This is a genomic window from Kribbella pratensis, from assembly GCF_004365355.1.
Classification (GTDB): Bacteria; Actinomycetota; Actinomycetes; order Propionibacteriales; family Kribbellaceae; genus Kribbella.
Genome location: NZ_SODP01000004.1, coordinates 342266 through 364521, shown reverse-complemented (window position 1 = coordinate 364521; position 22256 = coordinate 342266). Strand labels below are relative to the sequence as shown.

Genomic DNA, 22256 nt, shown 5'->3' with positions numbered 1-22256 from the left:
CTCCCACAGGTGACGCCGATCAGGCGGATCCTGTCGGAGGTGCAGACCTCGGCCGATCCGTACGCCGACGCGCGCGCTGCGCTCGAACCGCTTCGCGAACGGATCCTGCCCGACGCCCGGATCGCGGTCACTGCCGGCAGCCGTGGGATCCGCGACCTCGTGCCGGTGGTGAAGGCCGCTGTCGAGTGGCTGAAGGACGTCGGCGCGGCACCGTTCGTGATCCCGGCGATGGGGTCGCACGGCGGCGCCACCGCGGACGGGCAGCGGGAGATGCTCGAAGGGCTCGGCATCACGCCGGAGTCCGTCGGCTGCCCGATCGAGGCGACGATGGAGACCGTCGTCGTCGGCACGCTGGACGACGGCACCGAGATCCACCACGACGCGATCGCGGCCAAGGCCGACGGCGTACTCCTGGTGAACCGGGTCAAACCGCACACCGACTTCCACGGACAGATCGAGAGCGGGATCGCGAAGATCCTCGCGATCGGCCTCGGCAACCATCGCGGCGCCGCGTCGCTGCACGCCGGCGGCATCCCGTCGCTCGGCGGCAACATCGAAGCGGCGGCCCGGATGGTCGTTGCGCAGGGCAAGATCCTCGGCGGTCTCGCGATCCTGGAGAACTCGCTCGATCGGACCGCGTCGGTTGAATTCGTCGAGGCCGACGGAATCGCCGGAGCGGCTGAGAACGCATTGCTGCAAAGGGCTTCCAGCATGCTCGGCCGGCTGCCGTTCGACGAGCTCGACGTCCTGGTGATCGATGAGCTGGGCAAGGACAAGTCCGGCGCGGGCATGGACACCAACGTCATCGGTCGTTGCTGGGTGCACGGGATCCCGGAGTTCGAATCGCCCTCGATCGCGGCGATCAGCGTGCACTCGTTGACGCCCGCCTCGCATGGGAACGCGTCCGGTCTCGGGCTCGCCGACGTCATCCCGGCGCGGTTGCTGGAGCAGATCGACCTGCGGGCGAGTTACGTGAACGCGTTGACCTCCGGCGCCGGCGGTGCCCGGCGTTCCCGGTTGCCGATGGTGATGGAGGACGACGAGGCCGCCGTACTCGCAGCTGTGACGATGTGCGGGCGACGGCACTGGTCCGAGCTGCGGCTGGCCCGGATCAGGGACACGCTGTCTCCGCACGAGCTGATGGTGACGCCGGCACTGCTCGACGAGGCGGCTGAGCGTTTCGACCTGGAGATCATTGGTACGGCGCGCGACCTGACGTCGAGCGGGAGCCTCGGACCTTGGAGCGAGTGATGAACCTTCGCGAAGCACGTGCCCTGCTCGCCGATCGCGGTTTCGCACCGGGGGACACTTCGACCCGGACGTTCCCGGACGGGTCGCCGTACAAGGTCGAGATCCCCTCGTGTGAGGGGCCGGGGGTGATGACCGCGGTGCTCGAGGAGGCCAAGTCACGCGGGATCACGATCGACCGGGTGTCGCAGGGCAGCGGCGTGATGATGCTGACGGACGGCGAGATCGAGGAGATGCTTTCGTTGGGCGCTTCCGCCGGTGTCGAGGTTTGCCTGTTTCTCGGGCCCCGCGGTTCATGGGACATCGGCGGTCAGGCGAAGGTTTCGGCCGCCGTCGGCGGTGTTGCTAGGGGCAACGATCAGGTCGCGGCCTCGCTGTGCGACGCTTTTCGTGCGGTGGAGCTCGGCGTCAGGAGTCTGCTGGTCGGGGACATCGGTGTGCTGGAGATCATGGGCCGGTTGAAGGTCGAGGGCGAGCTGCCTGCGGATCTGGTGCTGAAGACCTCGGTGCTGATGCCGTTGCCGAACGCACCGACCGCCCAGCTGTACGAGCGTCTCGGCGCGACCAGCCTGAACGTGTCGACCGACCTGCCGGTGCCGGTGCTGGCGGAGATCCGCTCGGTGACGACGGTGCCGATCGACATGTACATCGAGGTCCCCGACGACCAGGGCGGGCACGTCCGGTTCTACGACGTACCGGAGATCGTCCGCGTCGCGGCACCCGTCTACCTGAAGATGGGCCTGCGAAATGCGCCGAACATCTACCCGGTCGGAGCACACCTGGCCAGTACGGCGGAAGCCCTCGGACGGGAGCGTGTCCGGCGGGCGGAGTTGATCCTGCGGCTGCTAGCCGAACAGGATGAGGCATGACTGACGCGCTCGTAGCCCGGCTCCGGTCCGCGTTGGGGGAGGCGGCGGTTGTCGACGATCCCGATGTGCTGGACAGCCATCGGCACGACCACGCGACGTTCTCGCCGGCCGGTGTGCCGCGGGTGCTGGCGCGACCGACCTCGACCACTGAGGTCGCGGAGGTCCTGCGAGCCGCGGGGAGTTTCGGCGTACCGGTTGTCACTCAGGGGGCGCGGACCGGGCTGTCGGGCGCGGCCAACGCCATCGACGGCTGCTTGTTGCTGTCGACCGCGCGGATGAACCGCATCCTCGAGATCTCGGTCGAGGACCAGGTCGCCGTGGTCCAGCCGGGTGTCGTGAACGCGGACCTCTCGCGGGCAGTGCTGGAGAAGGACCTCTTCTATCCGCCCGACCCGTCGTCGTGGGAGATGTCGACGATCGGCGGCAACATCGCGACCAACGCCGGTGGGTTGTGTTGTGTGAAGTACGGCGTGACGTCGGACTTCGTGCGCGCCGTCGAGGTGGTGCTGGCGTCGGGTGAGATCGTCCGTACCGGTCGGCGTGCGGCGAAGGGCGTTGCCGGCTACGACCTGACCCGATTGATCGTGGGATCCGAAGGCACGTTGGGTGTGGTCACCGAGGCGACGCTCGCGCTGCGTCCGGCGCCCGAGGCCGCGCTGACCGCGGCGGCGACGTTCCGCTCGATCGAGGACGGGATCGCAGCCGCGGCGGCGGTGATGGCCTCGGGGCTGCGGCCGTCGCTGCTGGAGTTCCTCGACCAACCGACGCTGCGGGCGATCCAGGACTACCGCGATATGGGTCTGCCGGGCGATGTCGGCTCGATGCTGCTCGCGCAGTCCGATCGCGGGCCCCGCGCGGCCGAGGACGTGGCACGCATCGCGGCGATCTGCGCAGAGCACGGCGCGATCGAGGTTGCGGAGGCCTCGGACGTGGAGGAATCGCGGATGCTGCTCGAGGCGCGCCGCCTGGTGAACTCCGCGCTGGAGCCGCTCGGGACCACCTTGATCGACGACGTGTCGGTACCGCGTTCGCAGCTGGTTGCGCTGCTGCGCGGGATCGCCGAGATCGGCGCGAAGTACCAGGTGCTGATCTGTTGCCCGGGGCACGTAGGCGACGGCAACATGCACCCGACCGTGGTCTTCGACCGCAACGACCCGGCGGCCGAGGAGCGAGGCCTGGAGGCGTTCGGCGCTGTGATGGAGCTAGGCCTCCGCCTCGGCGGGACGATCACCGGCGAACACGGCATCGGCACCCTCAAGGCCGGCTGGCTCGAGACCGAACTCGGTCCGGTCGGCCTCGAGCTCCACCGCCGCATCAAACAAGCCTTCGACCCCGACAACCTCCTCAACCCGGGGAAGGTCCTCCAAGCCTTCTGACCCGCACCGCGTTAGGTCAGGCGGACCAGGGAGCCGCCCGCGGTGATGCCGATCGACGTGCGTACACCGGCAACGCTCAGGTCGACCACGTACGTCGTACCGGACCAGCGAGTCGCGTAGGTGACGGCGCCGGTCGCCTTGACGGGGGCGATGAACGACAGGATCGACGCCGTGGTGCCGGAGCGCGCGAACATCAGGGTCGGCGCCGAGAGCCGGGTGTTGATGTTCGGGTAGGTCCAGCCCTGGATCGGCTTGGTCTGCGCCTGCTTGAGCAGGATCGCGCCGGGCGGAAGGGCTTGCCGGTACGGCACCTGGAACAGGATCGTCCGGGTGTCCTCGCCCGCCTTCGATGCCAGGGCGGTGGTCCGCGAGTACACGGTCGCCTTCTGGTCCGCGGGCAGGTGCCACAGCGTCTGGAACTGCTGGGCGGTCTTCGACGACGCGCGGTCGAGCGTGACGACCAGGTCCGGATTGTTCAGCACGAGTACGGCGCGAATGCGACTGATGCCGGCCCCGGGTACGTCGGAGAACTCGAAGAAATCGGAGCCCGGCTTCACCTGGGACCGGGTCAGCTTGGTCGCGGGCAACGTGTCGGCCGAGAGCGGCGTCGTCATCGCGCTGCCGGCGAACGGGCTCTTAGCCCAGGTCCGCCAGACGTCGTTCTGGTAGCCGGCGTGGCCGCCGTCGATCAGGATGTCCCGGCCGCGAGCGGTGTAGGTGAGCGACGTGTGGTCACTGTGCCCGTGCAGCTGCCGCGTCGGCCCGTACCTGATGCTGTACGACGACTGGCCCGCGAAGTTGCCCCATCCGGAGCGGCCGAAGACGTAGCCCGCGGAGAACATGCCGACACGGTCCGTCGGGGCGACACCGGTCGCGCCCTGCGTTCCGGCGTACTCGAGCGGGGTGCCGGCGACGGGCGCCGTACGGACGACCTCGGAGTCGCCGATCTGGTGCAGGTTGCCGAGCGAGTTGGTTGCCAGCGCGAGCCAGTTGGCCAGCAGCGCGCGGCGCGCCGTGATCGTCGTACCGGGGTCGGCGCCGCACGCCCGCAGTACGTCGACGGCACGGCCCCAGAGGGAGTAGTTGAACTGCGCGTACGCCGTCGACTGTTCGTTGGTCGACCCCTCGGCATCGATCGAGGTCGTGATGCCGGCGTTGAGGCGCTGCTGCGCGAGCGTCATGTAGTCGGTGCGGTCCAGCGTGCAGCCGACGCCGAACAGCGCGATGCTCTCGTCGGTGCCGTGGTTCCAGGCGCCGCTCCAGTTGTTGACCAGGAACGTCGCGTGGTCCAGCAGTGCAGCGTCCAGCCATGCGTACTGCGTCGGCAGGGTGGCCACGTTCAATCCGGCGAGGACTGCTTGCCGGGTGCAAATGATCACGTTGGTGCGGTGCATCGTCGACTCCCAGGCGCCGACGTCACCCTTCCAGGAGTACGGATTGTCGCGAACCCAGTCGTGGACGATCGTCGTCACGTGGTCGAGCGCGGCGGTGTCGCCCAGGCTGGCGGCCGTGATTCCTTGGCCGATCCAACGGAGTGAGTGGAACCACATGTACCAGCTGGGATTGCTGTACGGGTTCAGCTTCCAGTTGATGTTTCCCTTGCCGTCACCAACCTTGTACGGCTTGAACCCGCCCCACGTGTAGGTGTCCTGCATCACGGACGAGAGCGGTGTCGCGTCGTCGACAGTGCTGAAACCCGGGCAGGTATAGGTGCCGCCGGTTGCTGTGGTGATCGCTTGGGCACTCTTCGCAGCCACCGCGGTCGCCGGGACCACGTTTGTTGCCCCTGGCACGAACTGCGCTGCCTCAGGCTCCGGAAGATCGGCGGCGATCGCGATCCCTGGCCCGGTCTGAGCCGTCGCGACACCGGTGGTGCCTGCGAGCCCCGCGGTAACGAGGCCGAGCACCAGTAACCATCTCATCATGCGTTTCCCCACCCACTCGCGCGCGGCCCCCCGGCCGGCGGTGACAACCTGTACAACCGCACGATGGTGAGTTGGTGGAGAAAGTTGCGATGAGTTCTGGTGAGTTTCCGGCGAGCTCGGTGCGCCGCCCGCCGTCTCCCCTGACGACGGCGGGCGGCGTAACCGAGTGACTACTCTTCGACTGCTTACTCTTCGACCGAGATGACCCGGATCCAGTCGGAGCAGTCGGCCTCACACCACACGTGATCGCCCGCGTGGGCGATCCGGTCCCGCTGCACATGCCCGCAGGCGAGCTGCACCCGCCGCAACGCATGACCCTGCTTCACCGGAGCACCGGTCCTACCGCCGGGCACCCGCTTCTTCCTGAGGTCGGCCATAGCCGGTCCTCCTCTCATTTTTTGGTTGTGGCAGGGCAGCCGGTCGATCCCGGCCGCCCAGCGGTGAGAGTGAGATTCGAACTCACGAGCCGACATGCCAGCCGACCGACGGTTCAGCAAACCGCTGCCCCTACCCACAGGCGGATCTCACCTGAGGTTCCTGCCGTCACCCTGGGACGGCAGGAACCTGTTCAGCCCTTGACGCAGATGACCTGCTTGAGGTGGGCGACAACCTCGACCAGGTCGGACTGGGCGGCGATGACGGAGTCGATGTCCTTGTAGGCGGCGGGGATCTCGTCGATCACGCCGGCGTCCTTGCGGGACTCGACACCCCTGGTCTGCGCGACCAGGTCGTCGACCGTGTAGCGGCGCTTCGCCTCGTTACGGCTCATCCGGCGGCCTGCCCCGTGTGAGGCCGAGTAGAACGAGCGTTGCGAGCCGAGACCGCGAACGACGTACGAACCGGTGCCCATCGATCCCGGGATGAGCCCGAGGTCGCCGAGCCCCGCCCGGATCGCGCCCTTGCGGGTGACGAGCAGATCGAGCCCGTCGAGGTGCTCCTCGGCCACGTAGTTGTGGTGGCACGAGATCGGCTGTTCGAACCGCACCTCGACCTCGAACGACTCCCGGACTGCCTGCATCACCAGTGCGAGCATCACCGCACGGTTCCGCGCGGCGTATTCCTGGGCCCAGGTGAGGTCCCGGCGGTACGCGTCCATCTCCGGCGTACCGGACAGGAACACCGCAAGGTCACGGTCCGGAAGGTCCGCGTTGTGCGGCAGCTCCCGGGCGATCCGCATGTGGCGCTCGGCTAGCTCCTTGCCGATGTTCCGGCTGCCGGAGTGCAGCATGAGCCACACGCGGTCCTCGTCGTCGAGGCACACCTCGATGAAGTGGTTGCCGCCGCCCAGCGATCCCATCTGCTGCTTGGCCTTGCGCTCGCGGTCCTGCACCCCGTCGTGCAGACTCGTGAACCCACCCCACAGCCGGTCCCACGGCCGCGGGTCCAGCCCGAGCCGACGTACGCCGACCGGGTCCCCGTGCGAACGGAATCCGACCGGAACGGCGGCCTCGATCCGCGAACGGATGCGCGACAGGTCGTCCGGCAGATCCGCGGCCGTCAGCGAGGTCAAGACACCTTCCATCCCGCATCCGATGTCGACGCCGACGGCAGCCGGCGACACGGCCTGGTACATCGCGATCACAGACCCGACGGTCGCGCCCTTGCCGAGGTGCACGTCCGGCATCACGCGGACTCCGTGCACCCACGGCAGCGCCGCGATGTTCCGCAGCTGCTGCAGTGCCTTCGCGTCGACGTCGTACTCCTGAGCCCACATCAGTGTGGAGCTCTTCGCCCCACTCAGCTCGATCGGAAGCTCCACGGTTCCCTCCCTTTGTCGTGTACGTGCAGCTGCCAGGGCAGGAGTCGAACCTGCGGGGCCTCGGGTCAGAACCGAGGGTGGGTCGCCGGCGCCCACCTGGCATCGCGCTCCGCCGCGACACCGGATGGGTGTCGCGTCAGAGCGCTAGCTCGGCACGGGAAGGGATCCACGGCTGCCACAGCAGTGGCATGCCGGCCTCTTCCGGTGTTCGCGAGCCCTTCTTCTCGTTGCACCCGGAGTGCGCGGCGACGGCGTTCAGCCACTCGCCGCGTCCGCCACGTGATCGTGGGATCACGTGATCCATCGTGCTCGCACCGGGCTTACCGCAGTACGCGCAGAGGTACTTGTCGCGTTTCAGCACGCCGGCGCGCGTGTACTGCAGCCGGCCGGACGCGTACCGCCAGTTCATCACCACGTACCGGACGAGACGCAGTACGCGGGGGAGGGGGAACGGTCCGATGCTGGCGCCGTCGTGGGCCTCCTCGACGACGGCGACCTCGCGGACGAGCATCCGGATGGCGTGCGGGATCGACACGACGTGCAGCTGCTCGTACGAGGCGTTCAGGACGATCACACCGCTCATCTGGGACCTCCTCCCTTCCAGTGTGCCCGACCCGGCGTGCCCAGGTCGGAGATCTCGGTACTGCGTGGTGTTGCGTCCGGCGACTGTGCGTGAGGCCGGCGTACTGAGGGTGTCCGGCGGGGCTCGAACCCGCTTCCTCCGGGGCCACGTCCCGGTGCATCGCCCGCTTCTGCTTCGGACACAGCACGCCCGGCAGGATTCGAACCTGCACCCCCCGGCTTCGTAGGCCGGTGCTCTGTCCAGTTGAGCCACGGGCGTTCGGTGCCCTGCGCCGGATGTACTGCGGATTTCCGTCGCAGGGCACGTCTGTGGCGCCCGCTCGGCCGGTAGCAAGCATGCTGCGGGCGCCTGGTCCAGCTGGGAGGACTCGAACCTCCGATCTCCTCAACCCAAATGAGGTGGCCTGGCCACTGGCCTACAGCTGGTTATTAATGTGCAATTGTCAATTGTTCGTGCCGGTATTCGTGAATACCGGAAATAATGCGCAGGCGAAGCAGACCCGGATTCCGGGCAAAAGAAAAGAGCCGCCTGCTGCCGGTGCCCGGCTCAGACGGCTCCTGGAGGTCTCCAGACGCGGAGATCACCCAGGCGGACCGCCTGCACGCGGGCTCGGCTCGATGCTGAGCCGGTGGTATTCGAAGGCGTTGTCGTTCACGGATCGCAGACATGCCGACAAAACCATGCGGCCACGCCGCCAGGTCTTTGTCAGGGTGCTTGCGCCGTACACGATGTCTCCTCAGGGTTTCGGTCCTTGCGGGAAATAGTCTCGCCCATCCCGCTCGACGAAGTCAACGCATTTCCCGCATCATTCATTCCACCGGTTAATTCCTCGCCCGTCCGACGTACGCCGCCCCCCGCAGGTTCCCCGCCGCCCGTCCCCGGGTGATCCGGGCCACACCCCCACCCCCTCCACCAGCAACCGATTCGGAATCACCCCCCGACTCCCGCTACACTCTTGCCTCGGCACCCGCCGCCTTAGCTCAGTCGGCAGAGCGTCTCACTCGTAATGAGAAGGTCGTCGGTTCGATTCCGACAGGCGGCTCCATCAAACCCCCAGGTCAGTGGCCTGGGGGGTGCTGTTATTGGTGCTCCAGGTGGTCGGTCTCGTTGAGGGTGAGGACCTGGTGGCTGAAGTGGGTGTCGTTGCGACGGAGGGTCGTGATGCTGCCTGAGGTCAGGGGGAAGAAGACGCGGTCGGTCGAGGTCATCGGCATGCCGATCCAGGCGGCGATCAGGTAGCTCGAGGCAGAGCCGTGGGAGACGATGATCTGGTTCGTGGCGGGGCTGGTGAGGATGTCGGCGAGGGCGGGGTATAGGCGTTCGACCAAGGCCAGGCGGGTTTCGGCGCCGGCTGGGCCGTCATGGTGGGCTAGGCGGTCGCCGTACTCGGGAAGTGGGACGCGACGCTCGGCTAGCCACGTCTGGGGACGGCCGTCGGCCTCGCCGTTGGATCTTTCGCGGAGGCGTGCGTCGAGTTGGACCTCGACGGAGAATCTGCGGGCGATGCGTTCGGCCGCTTGGCTGGCTCGGCGTAGGTCTGAGGAGTAGATCTCGACCGGCTGGGGTCCGATTCTGTTTGCGAGTACGTCGGCGATGCGTTCGGCCTGCTGGTGTCCGCGGGCGGTCAGGACTGAGTCGTGCCAGCCGCCGACGAGGTCGTCGACGTGGTGCTGGGCCTCGGGGTGCGTGACGAGGTAGATGTGTCTCATTGCTCTCCGATCAGGTCGAGGAAGAAGAGTATGGAGTAGCTGTCTGCGGGGCTTTCGATTCCAGCGCCGGCGCGGAGCAGGTTGGTGAGGTAGTCGGTTCCGGTGGCAGCGGCGTAGGTGGCGATGAGATCTACGGCGAGGTCGGATTCGCGGGTGGTGAGGGGGCGGGTTGCGTCGTACGCCTCGATGAGTTGGTGGATACGGGTGAGGTCTGCGTGGCGGTCGGGGGTGCGGCCCCAGGTTTCGGCGACGCGGCCTAGGTCGTAGAGGTGGAAGGACGTCATGCAGTCGTCGAAGTCGATGAGGGCCGTGATGTTGCCGGGCTCGTCGAGGAGAAGGTTGACGGCGCTGATGTCGTTGTGGACCAGGCCTTGGCGGAGGCCGGCTGGGTTGGCGTAGACGGCCGCGATCTTCTGCCGCAACACAGTCAGGTGATGGGTCGCATCTCGAAGGACCGGCAGATCTGCGTACGGCGAGCGCAGGAACGACTCGATGCGCTCGAGGGGATCGAGTCGCGTGGTCCGTCGGCCGGGGAAGGTTCGGTCTGCGGTCAAGGTGTGCAGCTGGGCGGCGAGTGCTGCGGCGGCGCGTCCGAGTCGTAGGTCGGTCGAGAAGTAGCCGTCGATCAGGTCGGATGGATGTGCGCCGGCGGCGTATACGAAGAGCGCCGCTGGGCGGTCGTCGATCCAACCCCACAATGATCCGTCGTCGGCCGCGATCGGAGCGGGCGTGGGGAATCCGGCACCCGCTAGGAACTCGATCGCGTGCAGCTCATACTCCACCTCGTCCCGCGTGCTCGTGCTGTAGCTCCGGGCAACGAACGTGCCGTCGACCAGCCAGCTGCGGTTCTTCTCGCCGCCGAGGAGCGGTACGACGTCAAGCGCGTCAACGCCTCGCCCGCGAAGAAAGCCGGTCAGGTCGGAGGCGCTCATGGTGCCCGACCCTTCCACGGCCGATCAGCAAGCGCGACCGGATTCCCGTGGTTGAATGCGTCGATGGAGGTCCACCCCGTTGATCAGGAGCGATGGGACGACCTGGTCGAGCTCTTCGGACCCAGCGGCGGCACGCGCGGATGTTGGTGCATGGCACGCCGCTTGCCCCCTCGCGAGTTCGCCGGCAGCGAGAAGAACCGAGCCGCGCTCGAGCGCTTCGTCCAAGCAGGCATGCCGGTCGGCCTGATCGGATACGTCGACCAGCGCCCGGCCGCCTGGTGCGCGGTGGCGCCGCGGCCGGAGTACTACGCGATCGTCCACTCACGCGTGCTGCCGATCGACGACCGCGACGACGACTCGATCTGGGCCATCAACTGCCTCTTCGTCAGGGCCGGCTACCGCCGCCGCGGCCTGACCCTGCCGATGATCGAGGCAGCCGTCGACTACGCCCGCACCGAAGGCGCCCGCGTCATCGAGGCCTACCCCGTCAAGACCATGCCCGCCGACCCGGGTCGAGGCGTCCTCCCCACCTTCCTCGACGCCGGCTTCACGCAGTACGCCGAGAACCGCACCCACGCCAAACACAACGTCGTCGTACGCCGAGACCTATGAGTCCCAGCTCCAGTCCACGCCGTCCAACGTGAACGTCCACTCCTGACGTCGCACCCCGTACGTCAGGTAGTCGATCGCCGGCACCGCGATAGGCGGATACGGCAGCCGGCCGAGCCGTCGTACGGCGTCCTCCGCGGAGAACCAACGCACCTCCAGGACCGACCCGTCCGGATCGTCGATCGCGAACGCCGGGTTCTGCACGTTCACCAGGTAGTTCCACGACCGCGACGTCACGCGACCGCCGGTCCACACCTCAGTCGTCCACACGAGCTCAAGATCCGCCTCGACGGCCAGCAGCCCCGACTCCTCGCGCAGCTCGCGAATCGCTCCGGCGCCTGGGGTCTCGCCTTCTTCGACGGCGCCGCTCGGAAGATTCCAGTACGGCGCGTCCCACGCCTCATACCGCTCCCGGACAAGCGCCACCTGACCGCCGTACCGCGCGATCACCCCCGCATACCGTCCCCCCCGCCGAACCCTAGTCGGGTAGATGGGGGAGGACCTTCTCGTGGGGCCAGGTGTTGGTGAGTACGGCGGTGAGGGCCGGGTCGGGGGACTCGGTGAGGTAGGGCGTTTCGTCGGGGTTGCGGACAGTTGCGATGACCGGAGCCGCGAGCAAGCCCCACGGGGCGATCTTGTTGGCCAGGAAGCCCTCGAGACGTAGGTCGACGTACTCCGGCTCCCACCAGACAGCGAACGTCGGCTGCAACTGAGCGGGATGGATGCCGAGCCAGGCGCCGAACGTCACCCGATAACCGCCGTCGAGCTGTACCGGCAGCAGAACCCGGACGAACGCCCCGGCCCCCGGAACCTGCATCATCACGGACTCGCGAGGCGTCCCATGGCTGAGCCAGGTGTCGGGCGTGCGCTCCTGGTCCGGCAGATCCAGAACAGGGTCCGGCAGCGTGAACCGGATGTCGCGATCGTGGGCGTCCAGGGCCCGGCCGCAGCTCGGGCAGGTGTCGGCTGACATGCCGAGAAGTATGGCTGGTGGTTCCGGAAGGGGAGTGTCCGGAATGGGGTTTAGCGTGCTGGCATGGCTGAGAATGAGTGGGTTTCGCCGTGGTGGGAACCGCCTCTGGCGGGGAGTGATGCGGAGCAGCTGGTCGGGGCGTTGGATCGGTTGCGTACGACGTTCCGGTACAAGGTGGACGAGCTGGACGCCGACGGGCTGAACACGCGGATCGGGAAGTCGTCGATGACGCTCGGCGGGTTGACGAAGCACCTCGCGGCGAACGAGGACTACATGTTCAACGTGAAGTTCCGTGGGTTGCCGATGGGCGGGCCGTGGGTGGAGAACGGCTGGCGGGACGACAACGATTGGGAGTTCAACTCCGCGGTCGACAACACCCCGGAGGAGCTTTACGCCCTGTGGGACGGTGCAGTCGAGCGTTCCCGCGCGACGCTCGCCGCAGCCATCGCGGAAGGCGGGCTCGACCAGCCGGCCGACATCAGCTGGCCGAACGGGCAGCACGCGAGCCTGCGCCGCCTAGTCTGCGACCTGATCGAGGAGTACGGACGCCACACCGGCCACGCGGACCTCATCCGCGAGGCCGTCGACGGCCGGGTCGGCGAGGACCCGCCGCGGGAGTGGAAGCCGGTCGGCGCGAAGACCAGCTGACCCGGATCGCCACGCCATCACAATCGCAGTGCCGGGCATGAGGCCACGCTCAGCGCCGGGCGGGTTCCGCGATTGTGATGGGCTGCAGATCCGGCACCTACTTGATGCGCTGCAGGGTCCCGTCTGCGGCGACGGCGATGACGGTGGTCACGCCGTCGACCTTCAGGTTCAGCAGCATGCGGGAGCCCTGCTGCGTGGTGGTGTAGCTGACGACGGCCTTGGTGCGCGTCGCCGCGATCACGGACAGGATGCTCGCGTCGTGTCCGGAGCGGTTGAACTTCACCACCGGCGCCGGCGCCCGCTTGTCGATCGTCTTGTAGTGCCACCCCTGGATCGGATCCTGCGAACCGGAGACAACCTCGATCGGCGTCGTCTGCTGCTGGAACGGGATCTGCAGCAGCGTCGTCTTCACCCGATCGCCCGGCTTGGCGGCCACCGCACGGTTGCCGCTGACAACCACCTTCTGGTCAGAAGGCAGGTGCCAGAGCGTCGAGTAGTCCTCCTCGGACCCAGACGTACCGCGGTCCAGCACGACCATCAGGTCCGGGTCCTTCAGCACGAGCACGTCGCGGGTCCGGTCGATACCGGCGCCCGGCGAATCGTGCAGCTCGTAGTACTCCGACGTCGCGCCGATCGACGACCGCACCAGCTTGGTCTCCGGATGCCCGGTCGCGGACTTCACCGTCAGCTCGTTGTGCGCGAACTGGCTCTTCGCCCAGAACCGCCAGTCGTCGATCTTGTACCCGGCATGCCCGCCGTCGATCAGGATGTCGCGCCCGTGGGACGTGTACGTGACGGACGTGTGGTCGTTGTGCCCGTGCAGCTTCTGCGACGGGCCGAACCGGATGCTGTACGTCGACTCCTGCGTGAACGGTCGCGTCTCGCCCCACCCGGTCCGCCCGAACACATACCCACCGTCGAAGATCCCGACCCGCTGCGTCGGCCGGATCCCTTGCTTGCCGAGCGTCCCGGCGTACTCGAGAACGGTCCCCGGAACGGGCACCGTCCGCACGACCTCCGAGTCGCCCAGTTGCGGCAGGTTCCCGAGGGAGTTGGTTGCCAGCGCGAGCCATTTCGCGAGTTCCCGGCGGCGCGCGACGATCGTCGTACCGGGATCGACCCCGCATTTGCGCAGTACGTCGATTGCCCGTCCCCAGAGCGCGTAGTTGAACTGCGCGTACGCCGTGGACTGCTCGTTCGTCGACCCCTGCGTGTCGATGGACGTCTTGATCGCGCTCGTCAGCCGATCGGACGCGATCTTCTTCAGGTCGTTGCGCTGCAGCGTGCACCCGATCCCGAACAGCGCGAGGCTCTCGTCGGTGCCGTGGTTCCAGTCGCCGCTGTAGTTCTTCTGCAGGAACCACGCGTGCTCCATGAGCGCGTCGTCGAGCCAGGTGTACGTCAGCGGCAACTTGACCACATGCAACCCGGACAGCACCGCCTCCCGCAGGCAGATCAGCACGTTGGTGCGGTGCATCGTCGACTCGTACGCGCCGACGTCGGACTTCCAGGAGTACGGGTTGTCGTTGACCCAGTCGCGCGCGATGTTGCTGACCCGTTGCAGCGCTCGCTTGTCACCGCGCGCGCCGGCGTTGATTCCTTGCCCCAGCCAACGAAGCGAGTGCAGCCACATGTACCAGCTGGGGTTCTTGTCCGGGTTGATCCGCCAGTTGATGTTTCCCTTGCCGTCGCCGACCTTCGTGGGCGGCGTCGTACCCCAGGTGAACTTGTCCTGGTAGAGGTTCGCGACCGGGTTCGCGTGGTCGATCCCGCTGTACGCCGGGCACGTGTACGTGTTCTGCTTCACCGGCGTCGGCGGTGCCGTCGGCGGTTCGGGGGTGTGGCTCACGGTCGGGTCCGGCGCCGCCTCCGGCTCGGAGCCGCCCCACGGGATCACCAGGACGGCGGCCAGGACGGCGGCGCTCACGAGCAGCGGGATCATGAGTCGGAGCGTCGTTCTGGTCGTGCGCAGATGTCTCGCGGGCATCGTTCGTCCTCCCCCGCATGCTTTCGGGCATGCCCGTTCTGGCCTAGACCTGAATTCGGGTCGGGCGATCCCCGGGAAATGGTCAGGGTGTTTTCGTTGCTACTTCAGAGACGCGCGTAGTTGAGAAACGCTGCACTTCAGAAACGGCCGGCGGACCACGGAAGGTTGCTTCCGGCATCAAATTGGCTGCCGGTCATACTCCGGTCGGGTACGTCGCCATCGATTCCCCCTGAGGTTCAGCTTGGTTCCTCTGTTGTATAGATGTCGCGAGGGGGTCAAAAGGTTGCCTCGGATCGGCCACTCCGGTTGGGCGTTGCCCGGAAGGGCAGCATCGACCTCGCCGGATCGCCTGCAGAATCAGGGCGTTCCGAGCGGTTGTCCTAGCGGCTGTTCTTGATTGCCTCGGTGATCAGCTCGTTGCGGGCACTGCCGCCGAGCGGCTCGCTGGTGTGCACGCCGTCGCGCAGGTACGGCGTGGGCCCGTCCGGCCGGGAAGTGAGGAACGAGGACCAGTCGATGATCCGCAGGTTCGGGTGGTGGAGCGAAGCCTCGTAGAGCTCGTTGTTGACCCAGGCGCTGTTCGCGAGATCCGCATCGCGTACGGCGGGCGGCTGCTTGGTGCGGCTGGCGTAAACGTTCACCCAGTACACCGTCCGGTTCGGCCCGGCGATCTTCATCGCGCGCTCGACCTGGGCGGCGAACGCGGGTGGGTCGAAGATGTCGTTCGTACCGACGGCCATCACGATCCGCCGGGGCAGACCGTAGTCACGCGACCACTCCTCGAGTGCGTCGACGGCCGCCGAGGTGGGTTGACCGGACCAGTCGTGGAAGGCGATCGAGTCGCCGGTGCTGTCGGCCAGCCGCCGTTCGAGGGACACGCTGTCCTGTACGGCGATGCTGTCGCCGAACAGGAAGATGCCGTCGAACGTGAGCGTGTCGCGGATCTGGTCCTCGGGGGAGATCCGCCGGACCAGGTCCTGCCACGGGCCGAGCGTGCCCGATCCGTACCGGCCGGCTCCTGTCGTCGGCACGCTGTACGAACCGTTGCCGTCGGCTGTGGTGTCGGCATCGGTGGTCCGCGGCTCGAGGACGACGAGCACGCCCGCGAGCACGGCCAGGACCACCAGCGTGACGAAGATCGAGGCGACGGACCCCAGGAACGCCCGGAGCAGCGAGACACGCTCGTGGTGAGGATGGATGTGGGCCTGTTTCAGCGTGCGCCCACCCCCCAGCATGAGTCGTCGTCTCCCCGCCGCGACGTGACGCGGCGCGCCCCGAACCTGGTGCATCCCCCGGCTCCTACTTACTAAACGCTCCGGCCGCCCATTTGGTTGCATCGGGCGGTCAGTGCTTCAGCGTGTACCCCTCACCCGTCAGACGAGCCCGAAGGTCCTTGACCTCGTCCCGCCGCATCCCCCGCCGCCGAGGCTCCCCGTCCTCCTCAGCAGCCTTCTTCTTCCGCCGCCACCACCACTTCACCCCTCAAGCATCCCCGAAGACCGGACCCACGCATAGGGTTCCGGCCCATGCCGCATTTAAGCCGAACCGGGCGCAGGGGGTCGCCGCTGACGGACCGTGGGCGTTCGACCACGACGCGTGGAACCCGAGCCGGTCAGCCGGCGCGTTCGGCTTCGCTGCGTTCGACGCAGAACTCGTTGCCTTCGGGGTCTTTCATGGTGACCCAGCCGCGGCCGTCGGGGAGGCGGTGGTCCTCGTAGATCGTGCCGCCGAGGGAGAGGATGCGCTCGACCTCTTCGTCGCGGGAGCGTTCGGTCGGGCCCCAGTCCAGGTGCACCCGGTTCTTCACCGACTTACCTTCGGGTACTGCGATGAACAACAGCCCGGGAACCGGCGAGGGCGCCACGACCAGCACCTCGTCGTCGCCTGGTACGTCGCCATCGGCGACCGGCCAGCCGGTCACGGTACTCCAGAATTGCGCCAGCTCGTAGGGGTCGGCCGCATCGATGGTGATGTGTCGCAGGATCATCCCGAGACCTTAACCGGACGGCCGGGTTCGAGGTGTCGCGGACTGTCGGCGGCCGGGTCTACTGTGCGGGCATAAGCGCCGTACCAGAGGGTTCGGCTCGTTGGGGGAAGGAACGATTCGATGGCATCCCGGCTCAATCCGTACATTCAGTTCAAGAGTGAAGCGCGTCCGGCGATGGAGTTCTACCAGGGGGTTTTCGGCGGGGACCTGGCCAAGAACACCTTCAAGGAGTTCGGCGCGGGCCACGGCCCGGAGGACGACGAGCTGCTGATGCACGCCCAGCTCGAGACCCCCAGCGGGTTCACGTTGATGGCCTCCGACACCCCGCAGGGCATGCCGTACAACCCGGGCGACAACATCTCGATCAGCCTGAGCGGCGACGGCGACGAGCTGCGCGGGTACTACGAGAAGCTGTCCGCCGACGGCGGCAAGGTGACGGTCCCGCTGGAGAAGCAGATGTGGGGTGACGAGTTCGGCATGGTGACCGACAAGTTCGGCATCAACTGGATGGTCAACATCGGCGCCAGCTGATTCCGCCGCGCCTGCGCCTCGCCCGGGGCGAAATGCAGTACCCCGGGCCGGGCGGGCACGGCTAGCTTGGCCTGCATGGGACTCAACGACCTGCTGTACGACCCCATCCGGCACAACAACTGGGCGACCGGCAGCCTGACCCGGTTCTGCCTGGACCGGAAACTCACGGCCGAACAGCTGGAGATCACCGGCGTCGGCACGTACGGCGGCATCCTCGCGACCCTCGACCACATCGTCCGGTGCGACGGCAGCTACCTGCGCCGGATCGTGGACCGGCCGCTCGACTACGTGGACAGCGACCCCGCGACCGACCTCGAGACCATCGCCGGCTGGAACGCCGAGGCCGGCGCGCTGTGGGAGGTCTTCCTGACCCAGCCGATCGACGTCGAACGCGTGATCGTCGTCGACAACAACACCCGAGGTACCCGGGTCGGCATCTTCATCGCCCAGGCGATCAACCACGCCAACCACCACCGTGAGCAGGTCTGCGCCATCCTCACCGGCCTCGGCATCGAGCCGCCGGACATCCAGGCGTGGGAGTACGCCTGGGAGTCCGAGCGGATCTGGGATCTAGCTGTTGACGGTCGCTGACATCAGGCCCGGCTCGTAGGAACCGCCGAGCTGGTTGAGCGTCACGGCCATCCGGTTGGTGGCGTTGATCATGGCGATCAGCGTCACCAGCGCGATCAGCTGGTCCTCGTCGTAGTACTTCGCGGCGCGGGCCCACGTCTCGTCGGAGACACCCTCCGAGGCGTCCGCCAGCCGGGTCGCCTCCTCGGTGAGCGCCAGCGCGGCCTGCTCCTCCTCGGTGAAGACCGTCGAGTGCCTCCAGCCGGCGACCAGGTTCAGGCGGGTCGTGGTCTCGCCCTCCGCCGCGGCCTCCTTGGAGTGGATGTCGATGCAGTGCCCGCAGCCGTTGATCTGGCTGGCGCGCAGCATCACCAGGTTCTGCGTCACGTGCGGCAGGCCGGTCTGCTGGAGCAGGTTGTGGACCGCGAACAACCGCTTGGCCAGCTTGGCGCCGAGCTCGTTCTGCATCACGTCGATACGGGGTTCGGTCATCATCGTCCTCATTCATGAGATCTACTGGATGACCACGAGATGCCGCCGGCCCGTTCGCCGTGACGCCCGCCGGACGTGACGAGCGCCATACCGGGCTTCGTGTCACAGAAGTACGGCGGCCGGCATCTGTTGGGTGACACCCGCGCGTACAAGGAGTCCAGCATGACCGGTACCGACCAGGCCACCGAGGCTTTCGTTGCCCATCGCAACCTCCTGTTCACGGTCGCGTACGAGCTCCTCGGCTCGGCCGCGGACGCCGAGGACGTCCTCCAGGAGACCTGGCTGCGCTGGGTCGGCGTCGACCTCGACACGGTCCTGGACCAGCGCGCGTACCTGGTCCGGATCGCCAGCCGCCAGGCCCTCCAGCGCCTCCGCACCCTGGGCCGCCGCAAGGAGTCGTACGTCGGCCCGTGGCTACCCGAGCCGCTCCTCACCGCGCCCGACGTGGCCGAGGACGTAGAACTCGCCGACAGCGTCTCGATGGCAATGCTCCTGGTCCTCGAGACCCTCAAGCCCACCGAACGTGCCGTCTTCGTCCTCCGTGAGGTCTTCGGCCTCGAGTACGACGAGATCGCCGAGGCCGTCGACAAGAAGCCGGACGCCGTCCGCCAGATCGCCCACCGAGCCCGCTCCCACGTAGCCGCCCGTCGCCCGGCCGGCCCCGTCAATCCAACCGAGACCCGCAAGGCACTGGCCGCCTTCCAGCGAGCGATCGAAACCGGCGACCTCCAAGGCCTGGTCGACATCCTCGCCCCCGACGTCGTCTTCCTCGGCGACGGCGGCGGTGTCGTCCAAGCCGTCCAGCGCCCGGTCGTCGGCGCCGACAAGGTAGCCCGCCTCCTGGCCGTCGCCGTGGACCGCCTCACCGAAGCCACCCTCGACCTCACCCAGATCAACGGCCAACCGGCCCTGATCCTCCGCTTCAACGGCGAGATCGACACCGTCACCGCCCTGAGAATCGACCACGGCCAGATAACCGGCCTTTACTCGGTCCGCAACCCCTCGAAGCTCTCCCATCTGACCAAGGAGGTCCCCCTCACCCGCTAGCCCAGGTTCCTGGCGGCAGGACCGATGAAGGCCAGCAGGTCCGTTGATGACGTCCGCCTGCGTAGCGGGCATCCCGTGCGGGAACCCCGGTCACGTCTTCAGCGTGCCGTTCGTGGAACAGTCTCGAGAGGGGATCTGCAGGAACCAGATCGAGGTGGTGGCAAGACTTGGGAGAGCACGTCAGTCATCTTTGGTTGATGGCTGGATCGCCTTGAAAATAAGGGGATTCGAGTTTGAAAACTGTCGGAGGGAGTGCCTATCGTTGTGGGCATGGAGCCTCTGGGTGAGCGGCCGGTCTGGTCGATGAGCGACAGCGAGCTGCTGCCGACCATCGACCAAGTGGACGCTGCAGTCACCCAGCTGTTGACCTACCGCCTGCAGCTCATCGCCCGTGTCGACGAGATCGGCCTGGCCTCGGAGTTCGGTGCCCGCGACACCGCCGAGCTACTTGCCATGCGCCACCGCATCGACCGCCGCGACGCCCATCGCGATGTCAAGCTGTCCCGCAGTCTGCCGAAGTACGACGCGGTGTCGACAGCCCTCACCGATGGGACTCGGCCGCTGCGGCCAGCCCAGGCAAGCGCCATCGTCACGGCGCTGGAGCGCGTCGCCTCGAGGGTCGCGGTGGAGGACCTGGAGGTGGCAGAGGAGCAGTTGGTCAACCTCGCCGCGCACCTGTCGCCGGGCGAGCTGGCCAAGGCCGCACGGCAGATCTGTGACCTGCTGGACTCCGACGGTCCCGAGCCCGACGAGAACGCTGCGTATGCCCGCGAATCGCTGACCCTGGTCGAGGCTGAGAACGGCGTGAAGTTCCGCGGCTACCTGGCCAACGAGAACGCCGAGCTGCTCCGATCCCGCATCCACGCCGCCGCCCGGCCCCACAAGACTGCAGACGGCGAGCTCGACCCACGCTCCCGCGAGAAGCGCCAAGCCGACGCCCTCACAGCCACGCTGACCATCGCCGCCGCGGCCGCCGAGAGCGGCTTCAAGCCACCCGCCACCGAGACGTGTGCCACGGACGCCGGCGCCGAAAACCTTCTGCCGGTCCGTGCGGCAGACGATGTGGCCGCGAACGCTCAAGCTGCGCGTTCCGCAAGGTTGTCTGCCACGCAGGACGGCGCCGCGCAGGACGGCGCCGCGCAGGACGGCGCCGCGCAGGACGGCGCCGCGCAGGACGGCGCCGCGCAGGACGGCGCCGCGCATCGTGCGGATCGTTGGGTACCTGGATTCGGCGCGAAGGCGAACATCACCGTCACGATCGACTTCGAGGACCTGAAGTCGGCCCTTGCCGACGCGACCGGGGAACTCGTGTACGGCCCGGGGCTATCGGCTGCGGCGATCCGGCGCATGGCGTGCGACGCGAAGATCATCCCGCTGGTGCTCGGATCCAACTCCGAGCCTCTCGACGTCGGACGGGCCGAGCGCCTGGTGACACGGGCGATGCGTCGCGCCTTGAACGTTCGCGACAAGGGTTGCGTGGTGTGTGGCGCCCCGCCGATCCATTGCGACGCACACCATCTCCGGTCGTGGATCGACGGCGGTGAGACCGCGATCCACAACCTGGTGCTGCTCTGCCGGGCACACCATCGCGCCCTCCACGCCGGTCACTGGGTCATCACCATCACCGACGGACTCGTCCAGGTATCCCGCCCCACTTGGGCCGATCCACCACCCCAACCAACACCGAGCATCTCAGCTCTCCTCGAAGCGCCGGTCGCTCTGCGACCCGACGCCGCTGCCCAGCGACCCGACGCCGCTGCCCAGCGACCCGACGCCGCTGCCCAGCGACCAGACGGCGCTGCCGTCGCAAGACCTGGCACGGGACCTGCCACGGGATCTGCCGCGCCGAGGCGCCGTTCCAACGGGCGTTCAGGGCGGCGTTCCAGTCGCTGGTCGGCCGACGAAACGATGATGCAGGAAGCCGCCCGCTTCGCGGTCTGGGGCGAGTCCGCGGCGAGCGACGCCACTGACATCGCTGGGCGAACTCACGGCAGGCCATTGACCTCAAGCGATCCGATTCACCCGGACCCTTGGCCCGATACAGCACTCATCTAACGACCCGCATCCGTCGTGGCGCCACACCAGAGCGAACGTGCCGGCACGTTCGCGCCGCTGGGCATGTCCACGCCGCTGGGCATGTCCGCTCCGAAGGCGCGTTCGCTCCGTCGGCACGTTCACTCCGTCCGGCATGTTCGCTCCGTCGGCATGTTCGCTCCGCTGGTGCGGAGGTCCTGTTTTGCTCGATGGGACCATCAAGCGCCGCGTAATGCGGCGAGGCGACGCTTCCTCGACCTCGACCTCGACGTCGCCGGACATGGGGCATTCGGGTTACGGCGACATGCGCCGATCGCCCGGTTCACCCGCAGGGAACTCGCCGGCATCGGTCGGAATGCGGCATGACCGACGTTGCTACGGTCGGTCGTCGACGGCGATACCTGGCGTCTCCCGAACCACGCGGCCATGGGCAGGCGGTCCACGCGAGCACCGTTCGCGCAGTCCCGCCGCTTTTGCCCATAACGCCGACCTACGCAGTCGCCCACGCGATGAGCGCGCACTCGCGGGCACAGCCCGCAGGGTCCGGGATAGCCGGATGGGATACACCGGCGATGAGCGGGGTGGGGCCGGGCGTAGCAGTCGCGGGAGGAGCAGCGCGACGGAGCGGCTGCGCGCCACGTCGGGTCGACCACAGTACGCGGGCAGGCGGGGCTCGCAGTCGTACGTCGGCGTGGGGTTGGCCGTAGAACGCGGGCAGGTGGGCTCGACCGGAGTACGGGGGATGGGGGGCTAATCGGAGTACGTCGGCACGAGGAGGACAACGGCCGGATCGCGGCGTTCGGTGGGGCTCGCTGTCGTGCGTCGGCAGTCGGGCTTGGCCGTCGTACGTCGGCGCGCGGGTCGACCGCAGTGCGCGGGCAGGCGGGGCTCGCAGTCGTACGTCGGCGTGGGGTTGGCCGTAGAACGCGGGCAGGTGGGCTCGACCGGAGTACGGGGGATGGGGGGCTAATCCGGAG

22 protein-coding genes, 5 tRNA genes and 2 pseudogenes are annotated in these 22256 nt (G+C 67.7%); 11 read left to right on the top strand and 18 right to left on the bottom strand.

What is annotated here, in order from left to right; genetic code table 11:
- The first annotated feature begins 9 nt into the window (after nucleotides 1-9).
- From EV653_RS36110 to EV653_RS36100, 3 genes are read left to right on the top strand one after another with little or no spacing between them, the layout of a single operon-like run.
- Nucleotides 10-1251, top strand: a complete 1242-nt coding sequence (locus EV653_RS36110) for a DUF362 domain-containing protein (protein WP_238160684.1) — start codon at nucleotides 10-12, stop codon at nucleotides 1249-1251.
- Nucleotides 1251-2117: a U32 family peptidase gene (locus EV653_RS36105; RefSeq protein WP_134110210.1), complete on the top strand. Its 867-nt coding sequence runs from the start codon at nucleotides 1251-1253 to the stop codon at nucleotides 2115-2117. Before EV653_RS36110 ends, EV653_RS36105 begins: the two co-directional genes overlap by 1 nt.
- Nucleotides 2114-3493 (top strand): FAD-binding oxidoreductase, encoded by a 1380-nt coding sequence (locus EV653_RS36100; protein ID WP_134110207.1) that lies wholly within the window; start codon nucleotides 2114-2116, stop codon nucleotides 3491-3493. Before EV653_RS36105 ends, EV653_RS36100 begins: the two co-directional genes overlap by 4 nt.
- 11 nt (nucleotides 3494-3504) lie before the next feature.
- On the opposite strand, the gene EV653_RS36095 is transcribed toward EV653_RS36100, so the two are convergent.
- From EV653_RS36095 to EV653_RS36070, 8 genes are all read right to left on the bottom strand, one after another.
- Entirely contained in the window at nucleotides 3505-5415 is a 1911-nt protein-coding gene (locus EV653_RS36095) for a heparinase II/III domain-containing protein (protein WP_238160683.1), read from the bottom strand.
- 188 nt (nucleotides 5416-5603) lie between these two features.
- On the bottom strand, nucleotides 5604-5795 hold the full coding sequence (locus tag EV653_RS36090) for a hypothetical protein (RefSeq protein WP_134110201.1): 192 nt from the start codon (nucleotides 5793-5795) through the stop codon (nucleotides 5604-5606).
- A gap of 61 nt (nucleotides 5796-5856) precedes the next feature.
- A tRNA-Ser gene (locus tag EV653_RS41450) sits at nucleotides 5857-5947 on the bottom strand.
- 39 nt (nucleotides 5948-5986) lie between these two features.
- Nucleotides 5987-7177: an RtcB family protein gene (locus EV653_RS36085; protein ID WP_238160682.1), complete on the bottom strand. Its 1191-nt coding sequence runs from the start codon at nucleotides 7175-7177 to the stop codon at nucleotides 5987-5989.
- A 29-nt stretch (nucleotides 7178-7206) separates the two neighbouring features.
- Nucleotides 7207-7279 (bottom strand) — tRNA-Gln (locus EV653_RS41445).
- A 34-nt stretch (nucleotides 7280-7313) separates the two neighbouring features.
- Entirely contained in the window at nucleotides 7314-7760 is a 447-nt protein-coding gene (locus EV653_RS36080; protein WP_134110198.1) for an HNH endonuclease, read from the bottom strand.
- A gap of 184 nt (nucleotides 7761-7944) precedes the next feature.
- A tRNA-Arg gene (locus tag EV653_RS36075) sits at nucleotides 7945-8018 on the bottom strand.
- A gap of 91 nt (nucleotides 8019-8109) precedes the next feature.
- Nucleotides 8110-8185, bottom strand: a tRNA-Pro gene (locus tag EV653_RS36070).
- Nucleotides 8186-8729: 544 nt separating this feature from the next.
- Between EV653_RS36070 and EV653_RS36065 the strand changes: the two genes are divergently transcribed.
- Nucleotides 8730-8805, top strand: a tRNA-Thr gene (locus EV653_RS36065).
- Nucleotides 8806-8839: 34 nt separating this feature from the next.
- On the opposite strand, the gene EV653_RS36060 is transcribed toward EV653_RS36065, so the two are convergent.
- Both EV653_RS36060 and EV653_RS36055 read right to left on the bottom strand, forming a co-directional pair.
- Complete coding sequence (locus EV653_RS36060; protein ID WP_134110194.1) at nucleotides 8840-9469, bottom strand: histidine phosphatase family protein; 630 nt, start codon at nucleotides 9467-9469, stop codon at nucleotides 8840-8842.
- The gene (locus EV653_RS36055) at nucleotides 9466-10401 is read right to left on the bottom strand and encodes a phosphotransferase enzyme family protein (RefSeq protein ID WP_134110191.1); all 936 of its coding nucleotides are present in this window, start codon (nucleotides 10399-10401) and stop codon (nucleotides 9466-9468) included. Before EV653_RS36055 ends, EV653_RS36060 begins: the two co-directional genes overlap by 4 nt.
- A gap of 150 nt (nucleotides 10402-10551) precedes the next feature.
- Between EV653_RS36055 and EV653_RS36050 the strand changes: the two genes are divergently transcribed.
- Nucleotides 10552-11013 carry a GNAT family N-acetyltransferase gene (locus tag EV653_RS36050; RefSeq protein ID WP_166679672.1) on the top strand — a complete coding sequence of 154 codons (462 nt, stop codon included), beginning with the start codon at nucleotides 10552-10554 and terminating at the stop codon, nucleotides 11011-11013.
- Here EV653_RS36050 and EV653_RS41840 read toward each other — a convergent pair.
- Together EV653_RS41840 and EV653_RS41835 are read right to left on the bottom strand one after the other, a co-directional pair.
- The gene (locus tag EV653_RS41840; protein ID WP_202871988.1) at nucleotides 11008-11460 is read right to left on the bottom strand and encodes an NUDIX hydrolase; all 453 of its coding nucleotides are present in this window, start codon (nucleotides 11458-11460) and stop codon (nucleotides 11008-11010) included. The genes EV653_RS36050 and EV653_RS41840 overlap by 6 nt on opposite strands.
- 28 nt (nucleotides 11461-11488) lie before the next feature.
- Nucleotides 11489-11983 (bottom strand): hypothetical protein, encoded by a 495-nt coding sequence (locus EV653_RS41835; protein ID WP_202871987.1) that lies wholly within the window; start codon nucleotides 11981-11983, stop codon nucleotides 11489-11491.
- A gap of 63 nt (nucleotides 11984-12046) precedes the next feature.
- On the opposite strand from EV653_RS41835, the gene EV653_RS36040 reads away from it, so the two are divergent.
- Nucleotides 12047-12631, top strand: coding sequence for a mycothiol transferase (locus EV653_RS36040; RefSeq protein ID WP_134110183.1), 585 nt, complete (start codon nucleotides 12047-12049; stop codon nucleotides 12629-12631).
- Between the two features lie 97 nt (nucleotides 12632-12728).
- Here EV653_RS36040 and EV653_RS36035 read toward each other — a convergent pair whose 3' ends face one another.
- The 4 genes from EV653_RS36035 to EV653_RS36025 all read right to left on the bottom strand — a co-directional run bounded on the left by EV653_RS36035 (nucleotide 12729) and on the right by EV653_RS36025 (nucleotide 16605).
- Nucleotides 12729-14573 (bottom strand): heparinase II/III domain-containing protein, encoded by a 1845-nt coding sequence (locus EV653_RS36035; RefSeq protein WP_238160681.1) that lies wholly within the window; start codon nucleotides 14571-14573, stop codon nucleotides 12729-12731.
- Nucleotides 14574-14998: 425 nt separating this feature from the next.
- The gene (locus tag EV653_RS36030; RefSeq protein ID WP_238160680.1) at nucleotides 14999-15853 is read right to left on the bottom strand and encodes a hypothetical protein; all 855 of its coding nucleotides are present in this window, start codon (nucleotides 15851-15853) and stop codon (nucleotides 14999-15001) included.
- Nucleotides 15854-15962: 109 nt separating this feature from the next.
- Nucleotides 15963-16097, bottom strand: a complete 135-nt coding sequence (locus tag EV653_RS42545; RefSeq protein ID WP_255511220.1) for a hypothetical protein — start codon at nucleotides 16095-16097, stop codon at nucleotides 15963-15965.
- A 133-nt stretch (nucleotides 16098-16230) separates the two neighbouring features.
- A complete protein-coding gene (locus EV653_RS36025) occupies nucleotides 16231-16605 on the bottom strand; it encodes a VOC family protein (RefSeq protein WP_134110176.1) in 375 nt (124 codons plus the stop codon).
- Nucleotides 16606-16725: 120 nt separating this feature from the next.
- Between EV653_RS36025 and EV653_RS36020 the strand changes: the two genes are divergently transcribed.
- Both EV653_RS36020 and EV653_RS36015 read left to right on the top strand, forming a co-directional pair.
- Complete coding sequence (locus EV653_RS36020) at nucleotides 16726-17136, top strand: VOC family protein (RefSeq protein ID WP_134110173.1); 411 nt, start codon at nucleotides 16726-16728, stop codon at nucleotides 17134-17136.
- Nucleotides 17137-17211: 75 nt separating this feature from the next.
- Nucleotides 17212-17727 (top strand): DinB family protein, encoded by a 516-nt coding sequence (locus tag EV653_RS36015; protein ID WP_134110169.1) that lies wholly within the window; start codon nucleotides 17212-17214, stop codon nucleotides 17725-17727.
- Here EV653_RS36015 and EV653_RS36010 read toward each other — a convergent pair.
- Nucleotides 17707-18198 (bottom strand): carboxymuconolactone decarboxylase family protein, encoded by a 492-nt coding sequence (locus tag EV653_RS36010; RefSeq protein WP_134110166.1) that lies wholly within the window; start codon nucleotides 18196-18198, stop codon nucleotides 17707-17709. The two genes, EV653_RS36015 and EV653_RS36010, sit on opposite strands and share 21 nt — an antisense overlap.
- Nucleotides 18199-18360: 162 nt before the next feature.
- On the opposite strand from EV653_RS36010, the gene EV653_RS36005 reads away from it, so the two are divergent.
- Together EV653_RS36005 and EV653_RS42800 are read left to right on the top strand one after the other, a co-directional pair.
- Complete coding sequence (locus EV653_RS36005; protein WP_134110163.1) at nucleotides 18361-19245, top strand: RNA polymerase sigma-70 factor; 885 nt, start codon at nucleotides 18361-18363, stop codon at nucleotides 19243-19245.
- Nucleotides 19246-19515: 270 nt separating this feature from the next.
- Nucleotides 19516-20217, top strand: a pseudogene (locus tag EV653_RS42800) (DUF222 domain-containing protein); the annotation flags it as partial.
- A gap of 177 nt (nucleotides 20218-20394) precedes the next feature.
- Here EV653_RS42800 and EV653_RS42795 read toward each other — a convergent pair.
- A pseudogene (locus tag EV653_RS42795) lies at nucleotides 20395-20448 on the bottom strand (hypothetical protein); the annotation flags it as partial.
- Between the two features lie 42 nt (nucleotides 20449-20490).
- Here EV653_RS42795 and EV653_RS42790 point away from each other — a divergent pair.
- Nucleotides 20491-21300 (top strand): HNH endonuclease signature motif containing protein, encoded by an 810-nt coding sequence (locus tag EV653_RS42790; RefSeq protein WP_370359392.1) that lies wholly within the window; start codon nucleotides 20491-20493, stop codon nucleotides 21298-21300.
- The last annotated feature ends 956 nt before the right edge of the window (nucleotides 21301-22256 follow it).